Source organism: Halobacteriovorax sp. RT-2-6 (assembly GCF_047085025.1).
Taxonomy (GTDB): Bacteria; Bdellovibrionota; Bacteriovoracia; order Bacteriovoracales; family Bacteriovoracaceae; genus Halobacteriovorax_A.
This window is the reverse complement of record NZ_JBKIYH010000002.1, coordinates 703,946-720,314: the sequence shown is the minus strand read 5'-3', so window position 1 is coordinate 720,314 and position 16,369 is coordinate 703,946. Positions and strand designations below refer to the sequence as shown.

The window sequence follows — 16,369 nt, the reverse complement described above, 5'->3', positions numbered from 1 at the left end:
TTTAATATCATAAGTGATTATCCGAAAAGTAAAATATTGAAAAAACCATTTAAACTAATTTGATAACCAAGTTTATCACTAAGATATTTAAATATACTTAATTAAATCTATACCAAGGATTTTTTATGGAAAATAAGATCAAAGAAATTGAAAAAGTTTTAGAACTAAAAAATACAAGCTTATCTTACATAAGTTTAAAGAATCTATGTGAAAAGTATGGCGTAAATATTGAAACGCTTCCTCATACAATTAAAATTCTTCTTGAGAATATTGCAAGAAGAGTAGATGGAAAAGATGTTAAGCTCACTGATGTTGAAGCTCTCGTTAAATGGGGCAGTGGCTATGATAAAAAAGCCTCTCTTGCTTTTATGCCTGCAAGAGTTCTTATGCAAGACTTCACTGGTGTCCCGGCCGTTGTCGATTTGGCCGCAATGAGAAGTGCAATGGCCAGAGCAGGGGGAGATCCTAAAAAAGTAAATCCATATGTTGGAGTTGATTTAGTTATTGATCACTCTGTCCAAGTTGATAATTTCGGGCATGCTGATTCATATGAAAAGAACTTGGAGCTTGAATATGAGAGAAATGCAGAACGCTATGCTCTTTTAAACTGGGCCCAACAGGCATTTCAAGATTTTCGAGTGGTTCCTCCTGGTATGGGGATTTGCCATCAGGTAAACCTTGAGCACCTTGGTCATGTTGTTCAGAGTAAGAATGGATGGGCGATCCCTGATACTCTAGTGGGGACAGACTCACATACTCCAATGATTAATGGATTGGGTGTACTTGGTTGGGGCGTTGGTGGAATTGAGGCAGAAGCGGCAATGCTTGGACAACCAATGTTCTTACCTGCACCAATTGTTATCGGTATTCGTACAAAAGGGACATTGCCAGCTGGAGCAACTGCTACTGATTTAGTACTAACTCTTACTGAAATGCTTCGTAAACACGGTGTTGTTGGGAAGTTTGTTGAATTTTTCGGAGATGGCCTGAGTAGTTTAAGTATTGCAGATCGAGCCACTCTTTCAAATATGTCACCAGAATTCGGTGCAACTGCAACTTTATTCCCAGTGGATCAAGTGACTCTCGATTACTTAGTTATGACAGGTCGAGGTGATAAAGTAGAGTTGGTTGAAAAGTACACAAAAGAACAAGGGCTATTTAGAAATGATGGAGATAGAGAGCCTCAGTTTACTGAAGTTTTAGACTTAGATTTAAGTAGTGTTGTACCAAGTCTTGCCGGCCCTAAACTACCTCAGCAGAGAGTTAATCTTAATGATGCTCGTAAATCATTTGATGATAATTTTAAAGTTGGAAAAAATGAGGGAAAAGTTATTAAACATGGTGATGTTGCAATTGCAGCGATAACTAGTTGTACAAATACTTCAAATCCTTCAGTCATGCTTGCCGCAGGGCTTGTTGCAAAGAAGGCAGTTGAAGCAGGTCTTAGTACAAAACCTTGGGTTAAAACTTCTCTTGCTCCTGGTTCTCGTGTTGTTACAAATTATTTAAAAAAGGCAGGGCTACTTCCATATTTAGAGAAACTTGGATTTAACTTAGTAGGGTATGGTTGTACTACATGTATTGGAAACTCTGGGCCTCTACCTGAAGAAGTTTCAAAAGATATTAATGAGAATGAGCTTGCGGTAGTTTCTGTTTTATCAGGTAATCGAAACTTTGAAGGACGAGTTCATAGTCAAATTAAAGCAAGTTACCTGGCCTCACCACCTCTTTGTGTAGCCTATGCTCTCACAGGAACTTTCCTTTGTGACTTATCAACTGAAGCAATAGGGCAAAATAAAGATGGAAAAGATATTTTTCTAAAAGATATTTGGCCTACAGCAAGTGAAATTCAAGACTTGATCGCTTCTTCAGTAAGTTCAGAGCAATATGAGTATGAATACGGACGAATTTTTGCAGGTGATGATAAGTGGAAGAGTATGGCCGTACCAAAAGGTGATCTATTTGAATGGCAAACAAACTCGACATACGTTAGAGAGCCCGACTTCTTTGTAAATTTACCAAAAGATGTAGCACCTCTTAAGAATATCAATGAAGCAAGAGTCATGTGCTTACTTGGAGATTCTATAACGACAGACCATATCTCACCTGCTGGAACAATTGGAAAGGATTCTCCGGCCGGAAAGTATTTAATGGAGCAAGGTGTTTCACAAAAAGACTTTAATAGCTTTGGTTCACGCCGTGGTAATCACGAAGTAATGATTCGTGGAACTTTTGGAAATATTCGATTGAGAAATGATATGGCCCCAGGGACAGAAGGGCCATGGACAACACATCTACCAAGTCGTGAACAGATGAGTATTTATGATGCTTCTAAGCGCTATCAAGAAGATGATATTCCTTTAATTGTCATTGCAGGTAGTGCATATGGCTCGGGAAGTTCACGAGACTGGGCAGCAAAAGGAACGACATTACTTGGGATAAAGGCCGTCTTAGCTGAAAGTTATGAAAGAATCCACCGCAGTAATCTCGTTTGTATGGGAGTTCTACCGCTGCAGTTTAAAGAAGGTCAAAGTGCTAAAACTTTAAAGATTACTGGTTTAGAAACATTTACGATTAAAGGTATTGAAGAAGGTATCAGCCCGCGTAAAGAACTAAGCATCGAAATGAAACGTGATGATGGAAGTATTGAAGTGTTTGATGTTATTTTAAGAGTCGATGCACAAGCTGAAGTTGACTACTATACTCATGGTGGTATTTTACAAATGGTTCTTAGGGAAATGCAGAGTAAATGATTTTTTAGAAAAACTAATTTTTTACTAATTTGACTTAACTTGCTCTGCTATTAGGTGTTTACGTCTATCACGCTGGCCGTTTTGATTCTCTATTTCCGTGTTGTTATTCAATTTATAATGAAGAAACTCACAACAACATAGGAAGGATAATATGACGAACAAAACAGGTGTTTTAACATTCGGAGTGATTAGCTACTTAGTAGGCTTTTCTGCGCTTGTCGGTTGGATTGGTAGTATGCTGGGGCTAATTCCTTTTCAGTATGGAATTGTAAACTATACAACAGACTCTGTGGGAAGTGCCTTTGCAATTGCCATCGGGCTTACTAGTTTATTTGCGATCCAGCATACAGTAATGGCAAGGCAGACTTTTAAAAGATTTATTAATCAATATATTCCAGCTGCGGCAGAGAGATCGCTCTATGTTCTGATGTCGGGTATAACACTTCATTGTGCTATTTTATTTTGGCCTAAAAATGGAGTTGTTCTGTGGAATATTGAAAACTCAATTGCCTCGACTCTCATTATGAGTATCGGTGTTGCTGGTTGGGCCTACCTTTTTGTTGCAAGCTTTGCTTTAAATCATTTTGAACTGTTTGGTCTTGAGCAAACTTATAACTATTATCAAGGCAAGCCGCTTCATCGTGTGCCTTTTCAAGAAAGTTGGATGTACAGTTTTGATCGCCACCCAATCATGACAGGTGCACTTATCGGTATGTGGTTTACTCCTCAAATGACAGTTGATCATCTTATGTTTAGCGGAATTTTCTCTGCCTATATTATCGCAGGCGTTTCAGTTGAAGAAAGGGATCTTGTTAGGCAATGGGGGACGCGATACATGGATTATCGAAGTCGTGTAAAAACAATTGTTCCTACTTTTGATATGATTGGGCCAAGTGATATCAAGGCCAGTGAGTCTAAACAAAATAAACAAAAGAAAGGTGAAGATGAAACGAAAAAAGCAGCATAGTAAATAGTGAAGGAGTCTTTGACTCCTTCATGTTTATTGAAAAAACTTCATGAATGCGAAAGCATTTGTGAATTTGGTCCTATTTGGTGATAATAAGAGCTATGCGCAGGAATCGTTTTCTCTATTCGACAATTATTTCGATAGGAATTCACGGACTATTGATATTTGGATCAGCTTCGACTTTGAAGCCAGAGTCTTTTAATACGCATTTTTCTACAAATACTGCCCAAGTAATTCAAGTTAGACGTTTGGTGAAGCTGAAGAAGATTACCCAATCACCTAAGAAGACAATTCAAAAGAAGGCCAGATCTAAGCAGGTTGCTAGGCCAATATCAACGAAGCCGCTAGAGCAGTCTCTAGAGAATTCGCCAGTGGTAAATAAAGTCGTTAACACGGGACAGGCCAATGAGAAGGCCAGGTATCTCAAGAGTATTAGAGATCAAATTCTTTCCCAAAAGCGCTATCCAAAAATTGCTAAGATGTTAAAAAAACAAGGAATTGTTGATATTTACTTTGAGGTTTCTTATCCAAGTAATCTTTCAAATATTCAAATTCAAAAGGGGAGTGGCCACGCAATTCTTGATAAATCTGCCCTTGAGACAATAGAGGCACTTGATGAGCTGCCTCAAATGCCAGACTTCCTAAAGTCTGAAATTTTGAAGGTAGCAATACCAATTAAATATGAGTTGTTGTAACACGACTAACGCACTGTAAAAACTAACTTCTTTACTAAAACCATTCCAAAAATCATGTCAAATATGATAGTTTGCCTACATGATAAAAAAGTTTGATGGCCAATACAAGCTAGTCTTTTTAGGCCTTCTCTCAAATTCACTTATCTTTGCGCAAGACGTAAATCGTTTGGAGTCGATATATATTACCGACGAGGCGCAAATCTATGAGGATGCTCAAAGCACTGCTTTAGGTCTTCAAGATGAAATTACTTCAGACGAGCTTGAAGAGGAAATTGCTCAAAGCATTGATGATGTTTTAAAAAATACCTCTGGTGCTACAACTAAAGGTGGACCACGTGCTATTGGTGAGACTCCGCAGGTTCGTGGCCTTGAGGCCAATAAGCTTTTTGTTAACATTGATGGCGTGAAGCAGACTTTTTATTTTTCGAATCATAATTACTCGCATCTTGCAGTTGATCCAGATAGCATAAAGAAAGTTGATATCTTTAAATCTAATACAGATTATTCTCAAGGAATTAGTCTTGGTGGCGGAATGTCTTTTGCTACGAAAGATGGGCGAGATTATTTAGAGGCCGGTGAGAAGTCTGGAAGTATTGTTAAATACTCATATGAAGAAGCTTCAAATATGAATGCTGAGTCATTGAAAACTTTTGGTTTAATGGATGGTGGTGATTACCTCATAAGCGCTAGCTATAAAGATTCAAATGATCTTAAGCTAAGTGATAAGACAACTCTTAAGAATTCAGCTTTTGAAAATTATAATATTTCTTCAAAGTTCACTTTTGATCTTGGTAAAGGTCAAAAGTTAAAATTAAGTGGAGAGATTTATGACCTTGAAGATGAGTCGCCATTAAATGCAACTCTTGATCCACCAAGTGATTTAACAACACTTCATGGCAAGACAAGAATCAAACGTGAATCCTTAGGATTAAATTACACAAATAACTCTTACGCAGGAAATCTCTATTATTCTGGCCAGCTTAATAAGCAAGAGCGCGATAGTGATAATCGCCAAGAAGAGCGTAATATTCAAACGCTTGGAGCACGCCTTAAAGATCATATTGAATTTAGAGAAAATCTTAAACTTGTTATTGGTACGGATGCAACGATTGATAAAGTAACTGGAAAAAGCTCTGTAGGTAGTGTTTCTGATTATCCAGATGGACAAATAACTGAAGCCGCTGCATTTGCTCAGCTTAATTATAAGGTAGGTGGACTAACTGTTGCACCTGGGATTCGCTTCAGTGATTATAAACTTGAATCGAAAGATTCTGGTTTTGATGATGTAAAAGATAATAACCTTTCGTCAAAAATTTTATTAAATTACGAGTACAAAGGTTTTAATTTCTTTTCTAACTTTTCTCAGGGCTTTAATTCGCCAGATGTTCAAGAAGTCTATGCAACAGGACTGCACCGCCCGGGAGATGGATTCTTTATTTCAGATAATTACTTTGTGACTAATTTAGACTTAAAGCCTGAAACATCAAATACAATTGAATTTGGAACTGAGTTTAAGAAACAACTTTTTTCTGATTTAGATCTTCTGACATTTAGGGCAAGTGGGTATGTATCAAAGGCCCACAATTATATTGATCAAGAAATTATCGACTATGCCATTTTTGATGGAAAAAATGGAACGACCCAATTTGTTAACCGAGATAAAGTGACTCTTTATGGTCAAGAGTTTGATCTTAAATATCTTTACGACCAATTTGAGCTTGCCGCAAGTTATTCACGAAGTGTTGGTTGGGATAATTCAAGAAGGATGTGGCTTTCTAATATGCCAGCAAATACTTATACTTTTGGATTTAACTATCACCTCGATCAATACGGTATAAAGCTTGGTTATGATGCGCTTATGGCAATGAGGCAAGATCGAGTGAATCCGGCATCACTTGAGAGAACAACGGCAACATCAGGTTATACACTTCACAATGTCTTTGCTTCAAAAGAGTTTGTTTCAGGAGTATTTGAAGGAGTGAAGCTTACGACAAGACTTGATAACTTAAGTGATAAATCATATCGTCGACATGGCTCATATATTAATGAAGTTGGACGAAATTTTAAAATGAGTATTCAATATAAAATAAAGCATTTTTAATAAACGGAGTTTCTAATGAAAACAATTTTAGCCTTTTTAATGGCAACATCAGTATTTGCAACAATCCCTCAAGGGACATATCTTCTTGATCGTATTGAGTGTACGACAGGGGAGACATTAAAGCTTGGTGGTGCCTTTATGAGATATAATGTGACACTTAAAGTTGAAGAAGAGAAAGCTGAAATGACAGCAGTTGCAAAAAGTGCGAAGTGGGCACCGTACTTACTAAATTGTACTCAAGTTAACTCGGGTGACTTTAAATATGTTGGCCCAGGTCAGTATCAAGGTGGACTTGAAATGACTAAAGTTAAATGTAACCTTGGTGTTTGGGAAGGTATTTTAAAGAAGCAACACTTTGGTGTTGAATCAAATGGATCAATCTTTGATTATGAATATAACGACGGAAAGCTTGTCCTAAGTGTTAAAGACACTTTCACAAACTACAAGACATGTCGTGAAGCCGGTGGTTCACCAATTTATCACTATAATAAACAGTAGTATTTTTTATAAAGGTTGTGTCATCTTAGATGGCACAACAAATTTATCAAAATCATCAGCACTTAAAAGCCCTAATTCAATTGCTGATTCCTTAAGAGTAAATCCTTTTTCATGTGCATTCTTTGCAACCTTGGCAGCGTTATCATAACCAATATGTTGGTTTAAAGCCGTCACAAGCATTAGAGAATTACTTAGATGTTTCTCAATATTTTCATAGTTTGGTTCAATTCCAATTGCGCAATTTTCATTAAAAGAATCCATTGAATCAGCAAGTAATGTAAGTGAATGGAGAAAGTTATGAATCATAACTGGTTTATAAACATTAAGCTCAAAATTTCCTTGAGATCCAGCAAAGCCGATTGCAGCATCATTCCCTAGGACTTGTACGCATACCATTGTTAGCGCCTCACATTGTGTGGGGTTTACTTTTCCTGGCATGATAGATGAACCAGGCTCATTAGATGGAATTGAAATTTCTCCAATCCCACAGCGCGGACCACTGGCAAGCCACCTAATATCATTTGCAATTTTCATTAAAGCCGTTGCAAGTCTTCTCATGGCACCAGAACCTGCAACAATAGCATCATGTGCTGCAAGGGATGAGAATTTATTTGGGGCCGTCACAAATTTCTTACCTGATATTATAGTGATTTTTTGTGCTACAAGTTTAGCGTAATCAGGATGTGTATTTAATCCTGTTCCAACGGCCGTTCCACCTAGAGCAAGCTCTCTTAAATTTTCGATAGAATGAAGTATATCTTTCTTTGCTCCTTTAAGCTGAGCTGTGTAACCAGAAAACTCTTGTCCTAAAGTAAGTGGAGTTGCATCCATTAAGTGTGTTCTTCCAATTTTTACGATGTCTTGAAAATCTTCAGATTTAATTTCGAAGGTCTTAATTAAGCGATTGAGTGATGGAATTAATCGTTCTTCGATTTGCTCAATTGCTGCAATATGCATGGCCGTAGGGAAGGTGTCATTTGATGACTGTGACTTGTTGACATCATCATTGGGGTGAATTGGAGATTTAGTGCCCATGGTACCTCCACTAATTTCAATTGCGCGATTTGAAATAACTTCATTGGTGTTCATATTTGTCTGAGTGCCAGAGCCGGTTTGCCAAACAACCAGAGGGAAGTGTTCATCGAGTTTGCCTGCAATGACTTCATCCGCTGCCTGTATTATAAGAGTCGCTTTTTCTTTTGAAAGTTTACCGAGTTCTTGGTTCGCAAGAGCGGCACCTTTTTTAAGGATTCCAAATGCTCGTATCATTTCTCGTGTAAAGTGATCTTTACCAATCTTAAAGTTCTCTAATGAACGTTGAGTTTGTGCTCCCCAGTAGCGAGAAGACTCAACTTTTATTTCTCCATTACTATCTGTTTCAATTCTAAAGTCCATCACAATCCCTTCTGTTATTGTTAAGATTTTAGTACAGAAGCATGGCCGGCCATACCTTAAGAAAGGTTAAGTATGGAACTTTTATAACTCAAAAAGGTCTAATGTGAAGACAACAGGGATTTCTTCTCCCGTTTCGTTTAGAACAACTTCAAATTCTTCAAGTAGTTTTAAAACTTTCTCTTTTAGCACTGGTAGATCTTTTCGTGATATACCAAGTAAGCTTGAATAATGAAGATCATTTTCTCCGACATGATCGACTGACTCCATGGCCTTTTGGCGCCAGTTAACATGATGGCGTGGAAGCATGTCAGAGCCTTGGGGAAGATGGATTCTCGTACTGCCAATGGCAAGTTTTCCATGAGAATCTATCGTGACAAAATTTTTATCGATAAGAAAATCAAGTGCATCTTTAACGACTTTGATATTTAACTTTAAATGAGTCGCTATCTCTTGAGCCCCATTAAATGCAGGAAGTGCTGTTAAGATATGAATTGCAACATAGTACCAGCTTGAGTAGTACTTCATTTGATCTTCAGTAGTTAGTGTATTAGAGGCCTTTATTCGATTCGTAATTTCTTTACGTTTATTTTGTATGTCATTAATTTTTTCTAGAAAATATCTCTCAAGCTCTACACTACCGGCACGATCTTTTTGAACCATAAGAAGAAAATAGTCTTTCTCCTCATCTGTTAATTGGATATAATTTGAGGTTTTAATTGCATGCTCTAAAGATAAGTGAGAGCGAAATGTGAGTACCTGATTGATAAAGGAGAGCTGGCAATTAAGCTCGTCGCTTAGAGACTTCCTCGTAAAGTTCTTAGACTTTGGGCCAAGACATTCTCTTAAGTATTCTCTGTAATCGGTAAAATCATAAATATTCATATGTTAGTATTTTATAACATAATTAGTAATAAAGTTATAACTTTTATATAGAGTCGTGTCATTTATTTAGATATAAAGCCTTCACAATAATAAATATCAATGGAGGCATAAATGAAAACAGTAACTTATCTATTAATTTCTTTAATTTCACTCTCTGTCGCTGCAACTAGCTCTTCAGATTTAAAGTCACGAGTTCTATTAGATCAGCAATTAATTGAGCAAGAATTTTCAATTAATTTGGACTCAACAACTCTTGAATGTTTCTCTGGGTCTGAGTTTGGACACTGTCTTGTTCAAGGCGATCTTAGGGCCCCTAACTCTAGTTGTGACTTTATGATTTCCGTAAGAGCGTCTTCTTACAATGTGTATACGCTTCAATGTGAAGAGTAATTGTCTATGACACAGACAATGAACGTAATTATTTCAAAAAGTCATGAGTATCACTTAGAAGGTGATAAATTTGGAGATATGATGAAAGGTCTATTTTTAGTAACATCTTTATTCTTAGTTCAATCTGCGTTAGCGGAGCAGGTAAAGTGTATACCGTCTTTAGAAGTTCCTAAGGAGATTAAGAAAGATTTTTATCAGAATTATAAAATTCAAACTCAACGACTTGGTGTCGGAAGCAGTGGTGGTGGTGACAATATTCGCCACTACTTTATTTCTGAAGCTAATGAAATTCTCAATGAACTAAAAAAACATCCCAAATTGATTAAGGATCTTGTTTCTCTAAATAGCTTAAAGGAAGTCATTGATGTCAAATATATTAAAGTTACTTCAAAAAAGTTAATTGATAATACCGGCTCTATTGTTGATGCCTTTGCAAGTGAAGGTCAGATATCTTTAAATGAAGAAGTTTGGATTAACTATATCGAAAGAAACGATAATGTAAAATGGCTAGTTCTTCATGAGCTTCTTAGAGCAAGTGGAGTTAATGACGATAATTATATAATCTCTAATAAAATCATCGAGCGAGTGCCTGGAATTACTTTTAAAAGTTACTTAGCAAAATGTGGTGATTATAAATTCATATTGAATTCAAGTATTCCTGTTGCTGCATACGCTGGTGAAAAATATATAAAAATAGATTCTGTTAGTATCCATGATGGGAAAGCAAATATTAGTGTTCATAATAAGAAGTTAACGATAAATGAAAAGTCGTGTGAAAAACAGGCCGTTGAAAACGGTTTAGTTGCACAAATTTTAATTGAGAAAGACAAAATTCAACGAAGCCACAATATTAATCTTGAGACAAATACTTTAACTTGTTTAAAGAAACAGATCTACGGATTTGAAGGTGCATTTACTGGAGTCTGTACAGTAGAAGGAGATTTGAAAGCTCCTAATTCGAATTCGACTTTCTCTTTAAGTGCTTCAATATCAGATGGAACCCCTAGTATTAACTACAATATTTCTGTTATTGATGGTGAAGGGATTGATCCTTTTTAGAATATTAAAACCTTTGCTTGAATCTCTCCATCTTTGAAGGTGAATTCAATTGATAAGTCATTTTGCTTAATTCTCATTTGATTAGTTGGATTCTCACAATAGGTATCTAGCCAAAAGTTCATTCTAAAAATTGACTTTGTCCCATGAAAATTTGGCCTTTGCCAGTGACCATTATTTAAATTAAATCCATAAACAACTTCTTCATCTCCACAAGATAATTGCTTGTAGATAAGATTATCTAAACGTTCAACTTTTCCATTGTAGCTGTAACTTAAGTTTGAGCTTATAAAACTTTTTGCATTTGAAAATAGTCGTAGTGTAAGGGGAAGTTCATCGACCTTTATTTCAAATGATTGCCAATTCGAATCCCATTGATTTCTTACCTTAGTACCTAGTTGATCTAGGTAGCTATGACTAATAATCCCAATCTGGTGTCCTAATTCGTGGATTAGAATACTAATCATGGCAGGAATGTCATTAGCTATAATTTCTGACTCTTCAAGATTTATAAATATATGACTTTGTTGACTGAATCCCGTTTTAGCAATACGTGCCGTCATATCAACACTATTATGAAAGAATTCTCCAGCATATTTCTTACTAACAAAAATTAGAGGTCTTTTCATATAGATCTTATTAATAAATAACTGATTGATCTCTCTTAAAATTGCTTCTTCTAGGGCGTCGATTTGGCACTCGTATTTATTTGAGAGGCAATTAAAGATTGCTCTTTGAAGATTGTGGTAGGCAAAACTGAAGTTTTGTTCGATAAGTCCTGATCCATTACCAACGATATCTCCAGAGCCTAGTGCATCCATGATAGGTTTTGATTTTTTATTAAAATTCTTCGTTAAGATATAACTTTGAGAAGGGCTTAGCCTTTCAAGTTCTTTTGAAAATATATAATTTGAAAATAGTATTACTGATAAAATTAAGTAACTTTTCATTATTTTTTCCTAGTGCTTAACGACTTCCCCAGTATGGGCAAAGAATTGAGTATTTAATTGGTAGAGATTATCTGCTTCATTTGTTGAAAATTTCTCATTGAAGTCTTTTATAAAATCAAATATAAATTTTTTTGCTTCAGATACATCGCTTTGTTTAACTTTCATTGTGACTGATGTAATTTGACGCTCTTCTACTGGTTGTTCTTCGATTGCTTCTAGAGCACGATTTATCATACCGTAGTGATGTCGCTTAATTGCTGAGCTAGGCACATCATTGGTTGTAATAAGACCTTCTTTTTGTACTATCAGGCGGCCATTCTCATTCCTACCAATTGTCTTGGTTTCAAGCATTGTCTCAATAGCGTACTTGATTTGATTGATTGTCGGTTTCTTCCTGAGCTTATGATAGATCCATTCTTCGTCTTCTATAAATGACGGCATTGATATAAGTTGCTTTATTGCCAAAAAATACCAGTCACTAATTGCATTAAACTCTTTGAGGCTAAGAGCGATTGCTTTTCCTCTTGGATTGATTATCGCAATTTTTTCTAGAATCTCTTTTGTATCTTTATTTTTCTTTTGTGCTTTTTCTAGCTGAACAAGAAGCATGAAATATTGCTTCTCTTTCATATTCATTCCCAAATCTTCACTAAGAGCATTAATCATTTCGAGGCTAGGGGATCTTTGTCCCTTAATGACCATTGTTAAGGAACTTGGCGATCGATAACCAAGTCGATTTGCCCATGTTTTAAGATTATTGGATGTATGAGAGTAGAGGCCATCTGGCATCCCTGCCTTAATGAGGAAGTCACAATAATTTTCAAAGTCGAAAATTGAAACTTTTGGATCTTCAATTTTTTGTACTTCTTCCATCTTCGCCCTAATCAAAGAAAGGCCCTTTTAATAAGGGCCTTTAGATTTTTTAAAATTATTCACAAGCTTCAATTGTGTAGTTTTTAGTAAATAGTTTTCTACCCAGTTTATTATCATGTCTTCTACCGTGAAGTGTTTTGTGTACATCGATGTCATATGAAAGTGGGTGAGTATATGAATAAGTTTCATATTCTAGACAGATATCACGTCCATCTCTTCTTCCTTGGAGTGACCATCTTACACATCTTTCTCTTTCTGTAACGATCTCTGCTCTTCCGTAGAAGCTAGTATATGCTGTACAGATACTATCTCTATCGCCACCACGGTGTTGCCACTCAACACATCTCTTAAGCATTTTCTTTGTTCTAATTGTGTCGCCATCAATACAACCAAAGAATACTGAGATTGCTCCACCATTATCTAGGTTTAGTGCTGGCTCATTAAAAGTAACTTTCATAAAGTTGTCTTTGATTGTTTCCCATGAATCATTCTCATTAGGCATACCAGCGAATACTGATGTTGTTACGAATAGTGCGGCAATAAACGTGATTAGTTTTTTCATTTAATTCTCCCTATAGTTAGTTTGATTCAGTTGAATCATGTGATTTTGAATCTAAACTAAAAATATGTAGCAGATAAAAGTATGTAAATAAAATTTCACGATAAAGCAAACTATGTTTTCACAAGATGTGAATCTTGTTGTGCAAAGAGATAGTTGAATCTTGAGTCTAAGGAGTTAAGTTGTGGATTATTCAGGCAAGTTAAAATAGTAAAGATTTCGTTCTTTCTACATATGGAAATAAAATAAAGGCGTGATTTCTCACGCCCTATTCAATTACATTTTAGGTAAAGCTTTAGCTTCAAGTGACCCAAGGAAGGCCTTGATACTTTCTCTGTCTTCAGCAGAGATCTCTACACCTAATTGGTGCTTGGCCATAATAGTGATGGCCTCATCAAGAGTCTTTACGCTTCCATCGTGAAAATACGGAGCTGTCTTTGTGATATTTCTTAGAGTAGGTACCTTGAAGAAGAACTTATCATCTTCATTCTTAGTTACTTCAAAACGACCTTCATCTTTAGTCGGATACTCTTCAGCAAGTCCTAGTTTTTGGAACATTCCACCACCAACGTTGGCACCATCATGACATGTTGTACATCCAATCTCGTTAAACTTTTTTAAACCAACTTTTTCTTGGTAGCTAAGAGCTGAATGATCTCCATTTAAGTACTCATCATAGCGACTTGGTGTTAATAGTGTTTTTTCAAAAGCACCAATTGCAACACCAATATTATTAAAGTTGAAAGCTTCTTTATTTCCAAATGCTCTTTCAAAAAGCTCGCGGTACTCTTGTGTATCGATTTTTTTCATCGCATCTGATGCTTGTGCAAGACCATGCTCAACTGGATTTAAAATAGGGCCAAGTGCCTGCTCTTCAACATCTTTCGCTCTACCATCCCAAAACTGTAGGAAGTTTAAAGCTGCATTATAAACAGTAGGAGAGTTACGTCCACCAAGAGTTCCATCGTGACCTGGTGATGTTGGTAGGTTATCAACACCAAATTGATCTAGCTTGTGGCATGAATTACAAGAGATGGTGTCATTAATTGATAACTTCTTTTCAAAGTAAAGTGTCTTACCTAGATGAATAAGATCCTTATTTGATTTTGTATCAATTAGAGAAGCTGGTAGTGGAGCTAGAACTCCATCGATTTCAGTAAGTAATCCTTTATCATCAAATTGTTTAACCTCTTGCTTGTTACAGCTTACAGCAAGTACGAACATACCTAAAAGCATACACTTTTTCATGTCTTCTCCCTCTTTAAAAATATAGCGTTATCTACTTATTATATAAGATTTATTAAAATCTAAAATAGGAATTATTTCTCATTTAGATATTTAAGAACCTTGTTTTCAAGAGGTGCTTTTGTTAGTCCTGTTCTGCGAGCAAGTTCTGTTGCTTCTTGTTTAGTCATTCCTTCATACTGGTAGAGGTGAGTTAGATACCAAGCTGCTGCACGATTTCCGCTTGAGCAGTGAATATAGATCTTTTTGTCTTTATTAGCATCGATAAGTTTTGATATTTGATAAAGTGAGTTAGCATCAATTTCGCTCTTCTTATTAAAGAATGGGATTCGATGGTATTGAAGATTTAGCATTTTTGCCGTTGCCTCTTCGTTATATCCTTTAAATTCATCTTCTCCTCTTAGGTTTATTACCATTTCATAACCATCTTTTTTGATTTTACTAAGAGTCATTTTCGTCGGTTGCGGAGCAATTGCTAGATTTCCAACAACCTTGGCCTCTTCATAATTCATTACAAGTGGCTCGCTTGTCGAATTATTAGAAGTTGAGCAAGCTGTTAAGAAAATTGCCGTAATGATTATTGAAAGAAGTGATGTGATTGATTTCATATATTATTCCTTTTTTTATTTATAATTCACTAATCATACCTCCAAATTATTAAATGATATTTGACCTACATCAAATAATTCTTCAAGATAGTGGAATAGGATATTTTATATGCAAGAACTTATTCAATTTATACGACACAATATGGTTTTTATTATTATCTCTGCTTTTGTCTTGTGGCGAGTATATCGCTTTTTCAAGTCCAAAAAGGAGGTCGAAAAAATATTGAATTCTAATGATTATCAACTAGTCGATGTTCGTAGTGAAGGTGAGTTTCTCTCATTTTCAATTCCTAACTCAGTAAATATTCCAATTGATCGACTAGCCTCTGACTATGAAAAGCTTGATAAGAACAAGTCTGTCATTGTTTACTGCGCTTCAGGTGGAAGAAGTGCAATGGCCAAATTACACCTTCAAAGACTCGGCTTTAAGAATGTAGTCAATGCTGGTGGTGTACATGCATTATCCCGCATTCTACAGCGAAGATAATGGCCGAAAATCGATAATATTTACCCTAAAATACTATTGAAGTACCATATATTGGTACTATTGTGATAAGTATTTAAAATAGTTCTCGCTTGAACTACTTTCTCTTCATTAACTTAATAGCAAGGAGAATGAAATGAGAAATGACGTATTTGTTGCACTAAAAGAAGTAATGAAGGTTCGTAAGGTTAATTATAAGGATCTGGCGGCCCGAATCGATATGTCAGAGTCTGGCCTTAAGAAGCTTATGGCAAGTCAGGATTGTTCTATAAGTAAGTTAGATCAAATTTGTGATGTTATTAATATTGATCTAGGAGATCTCTTTGCCATTGCTCAGAATTCAAAAGAACCAACTTTAAAAATCAATGATAAACAAGAAGCTCTATTCTTAAAGAAACCAATTATCTATCACTTCTTTACAGAGTTGCTTTCTGTCGATGGCGATTGGAAGAAAATAGCTTCAAAACATCGACTCGATAAGAATGAATGTCTTTCAATGCTAAGAGATTTAGATAAGGTTAATCTTATTGAATTAGGAGAAAAGGATCGCGTAAAACTCCTGTTTAAATGGAGTGATATCAATATCTCTGCGAAGTTAGGTGCTCTAGTCAGCTTCAATATTGATCGTGCATTCTTCGAGTATGCTCAAGAACAATTTCAAATGGAACAAAAGACGTCACATGCTTCTAGGGGAAGTTTTTATCTAAAGAAGGAATCAGTATTAGACTATCTTAAGGCCCTGGATGATGTGCAATCGGAATTTGCTAAGAGGTCAAAGAGAGAAGAGCTGCTGTATGATAAAGAGAATCTTGAAAATATTACTTTCATGACTTATATGGCCTCTGACTTTAGAGCAACGGATTACGTATTCACTAAGTAAATAATTCAAGATTAAAGTTAACTAATGTTATTT

At 35.9% G+C, this 16,369-nt stretch carries 16 protein-coding genes; 9 read left to right on the top strand and 7 right to left on the bottom strand.

Going from position 1 to position 16,369, the window contains the following annotated elements:
• Window positions 1-125: 125 nt before the first annotated feature.
• The 5 genes from acnA to ACMAYS_RS11905 all read left to right on the top strand — a co-directional run bounded on the left by acnA (window position 126) and on the right by ACMAYS_RS11905 (window position 7,014).
• Window positions 126-2,753 (top strand): aconitate hydratase AcnA, encoded by a 2,628-nt coding sequence (gene acnA / locus ACMAYS_RS11925; protein WP_412463377.1) that lies wholly within the window; start codon window positions 126-128, stop codon window positions 2,751-2,753.
• 151 nt (window positions 2,754-2,904) lie between these two features.
• Complete coding sequence (locus tag ACMAYS_RS11920; RefSeq protein WP_392993187.1) at window positions 2,905-3,720, top strand: methyltransferase family protein; 816 nt, start codon at window positions 2,905-2,907, stop codon at window positions 3,718-3,720.
• 101 nt (window positions 3,721-3,821) lie between these two features.
• Window positions 3,822-4,415, top strand: coding sequence for an energy transducer TonB (locus tag ACMAYS_RS11915; RefSeq protein WP_392993185.1), 594 nt, complete (start codon window positions 3,822-3,824; stop codon window positions 4,413-4,415).
• Between the two features lie 79 nt (window positions 4,416-4,494).
• Window positions 4,495-6,516: a TonB-dependent receptor domain-containing protein gene (locus ACMAYS_RS11910; protein ID WP_412463376.1), complete on the top strand. Its 2,022-nt coding sequence runs from the start codon at window positions 4,495-4,497 to the stop codon at window positions 6,514-6,516.
• Between the two features lie 15 nt (window positions 6,517-6,531).
• Window positions 6,532-7,014 (top strand): hypothetical protein, encoded by a 483-nt coding sequence (locus tag ACMAYS_RS11905; RefSeq protein ID WP_392993181.1) that lies wholly within the window; start codon window positions 6,532-6,534, stop codon window positions 7,012-7,014.
• Window positions 7,015-7,020: 6 nt separating this feature from the next.
• Here the strand turns inward: ACMAYS_RS11905 and fumC are convergent, their stop codons facing one another.
• Window positions 7,021-8,409 carry a class II fumarate hydratase gene (gene fumC / locus ACMAYS_RS11900; RefSeq protein WP_412463474.1) on the bottom strand — a complete coding sequence of 463 codons (1,389 nt, stop codon included), beginning with the start codon at window positions 8,407-8,409 and terminating at the stop codon, window positions 7,021-7,023.
• Between the two features lie 81 nt (window positions 8,410-8,490).
• Window positions 8,491-9,291, bottom strand: coding sequence for a TIGR02147 family protein (locus tag ACMAYS_RS11895; protein ID WP_412463375.1), 801 nt, complete (start codon window positions 9,289-9,291; stop codon window positions 8,491-8,493).
• 111 nt (window positions 9,292-9,402) lie between these two features.
• Here ACMAYS_RS11895 and ACMAYS_RS11890 point away from each other — a divergent pair, with 111 nt between their 5' ends.
• Window positions 9,403-9,681: a hypothetical protein gene (locus ACMAYS_RS11890; protein WP_392993176.1), complete on the top strand. Its 279-nt coding sequence runs from the start codon at window positions 9,403-9,405 to the stop codon at window positions 9,679-9,681.
• A gap of 6 nt (window positions 9,682-9,687) precedes the next feature.
• On the top strand, window positions 9,688-10,740 hold the full coding sequence (locus ACMAYS_RS11885) for a hypothetical protein (RefSeq protein ID WP_392993174.1): 1,053 nt from the start codon (window positions 9,688-9,690) through the stop codon (window positions 10,738-10,740).
• Here ACMAYS_RS11885 and ACMAYS_RS11880 read toward each other — a convergent pair.
• The 5 genes from ACMAYS_RS11880 to ACMAYS_RS11860 form a co-directional block, all read right to left on the bottom strand.
• The gene (locus tag ACMAYS_RS11880; RefSeq protein ID WP_412463374.1) at window positions 10,737-11,687 is read right to left on the bottom strand and encodes a hypothetical protein; all 951 of its coding nucleotides are present in this window, start codon (window positions 11,685-11,687) and stop codon (window positions 10,737-10,739) included. The two genes, ACMAYS_RS11885 and ACMAYS_RS11880, sit on opposite strands and share 4 nt — an antisense overlap.
• A 9-nt stretch (window positions 11,688-11,696) precedes the next feature.
• Complete coding sequence (locus ACMAYS_RS11875) at window positions 11,697-12,560, bottom strand: DUF4423 domain-containing protein (RefSeq protein ID WP_412463373.1); 864 nt, start codon at window positions 12,558-12,560, stop codon at window positions 11,697-11,699.
• Between the two features lie 55 nt (window positions 12,561-12,615).
• Window positions 12,616-13,122, bottom strand: coding sequence for a hypothetical protein (locus tag ACMAYS_RS11870; protein WP_392993165.1), 507 nt, complete (start codon window positions 13,120-13,122; stop codon window positions 12,616-12,618).
• A gap of 273 nt (window positions 13,123-13,395) precedes the next feature.
• Window positions 13,396-14,367, bottom strand: a complete 972-nt coding sequence (locus ACMAYS_RS11865; protein WP_412463372.1) for a cytochrome c peroxidase — start codon at window positions 14,365-14,367, stop codon at window positions 13,396-13,398.
• Between the two features lie 71 nt (window positions 14,368-14,438).
• A complete protein-coding gene (locus ACMAYS_RS11860) occupies window positions 14,439-14,972 on the bottom strand; it encodes a hypothetical protein (RefSeq protein WP_412463371.1) in 534 nt (177 codons plus the stop codon).
• 109 nt (window positions 14,973-15,081) lie between these two features.
• Between ACMAYS_RS11860 and ACMAYS_RS11855 the strand changes: the two genes are divergently transcribed.
• Both ACMAYS_RS11855 and ACMAYS_RS11850 read left to right on the top strand, forming a co-directional pair.
• Window positions 15,082-15,459: a rhodanese-like domain-containing protein gene (locus tag ACMAYS_RS11855; RefSeq protein ID WP_392993161.1), complete on the top strand. Its 378-nt coding sequence runs from the start codon at window positions 15,082-15,084 to the stop codon at window positions 15,457-15,459.
• A gap of 133 nt (window positions 15,460-15,592) precedes the next feature.
• The gene (locus ACMAYS_RS11850; protein WP_412463370.1) at window positions 15,593-16,336 is read left to right on the top strand and encodes a helix-turn-helix domain-containing protein; all 744 of its coding nucleotides are present in this window, start codon (window positions 15,593-15,595) and stop codon (window positions 16,334-16,336) included.
• Window positions 16,337-16,369 lie beyond the last annotated feature (33 nt).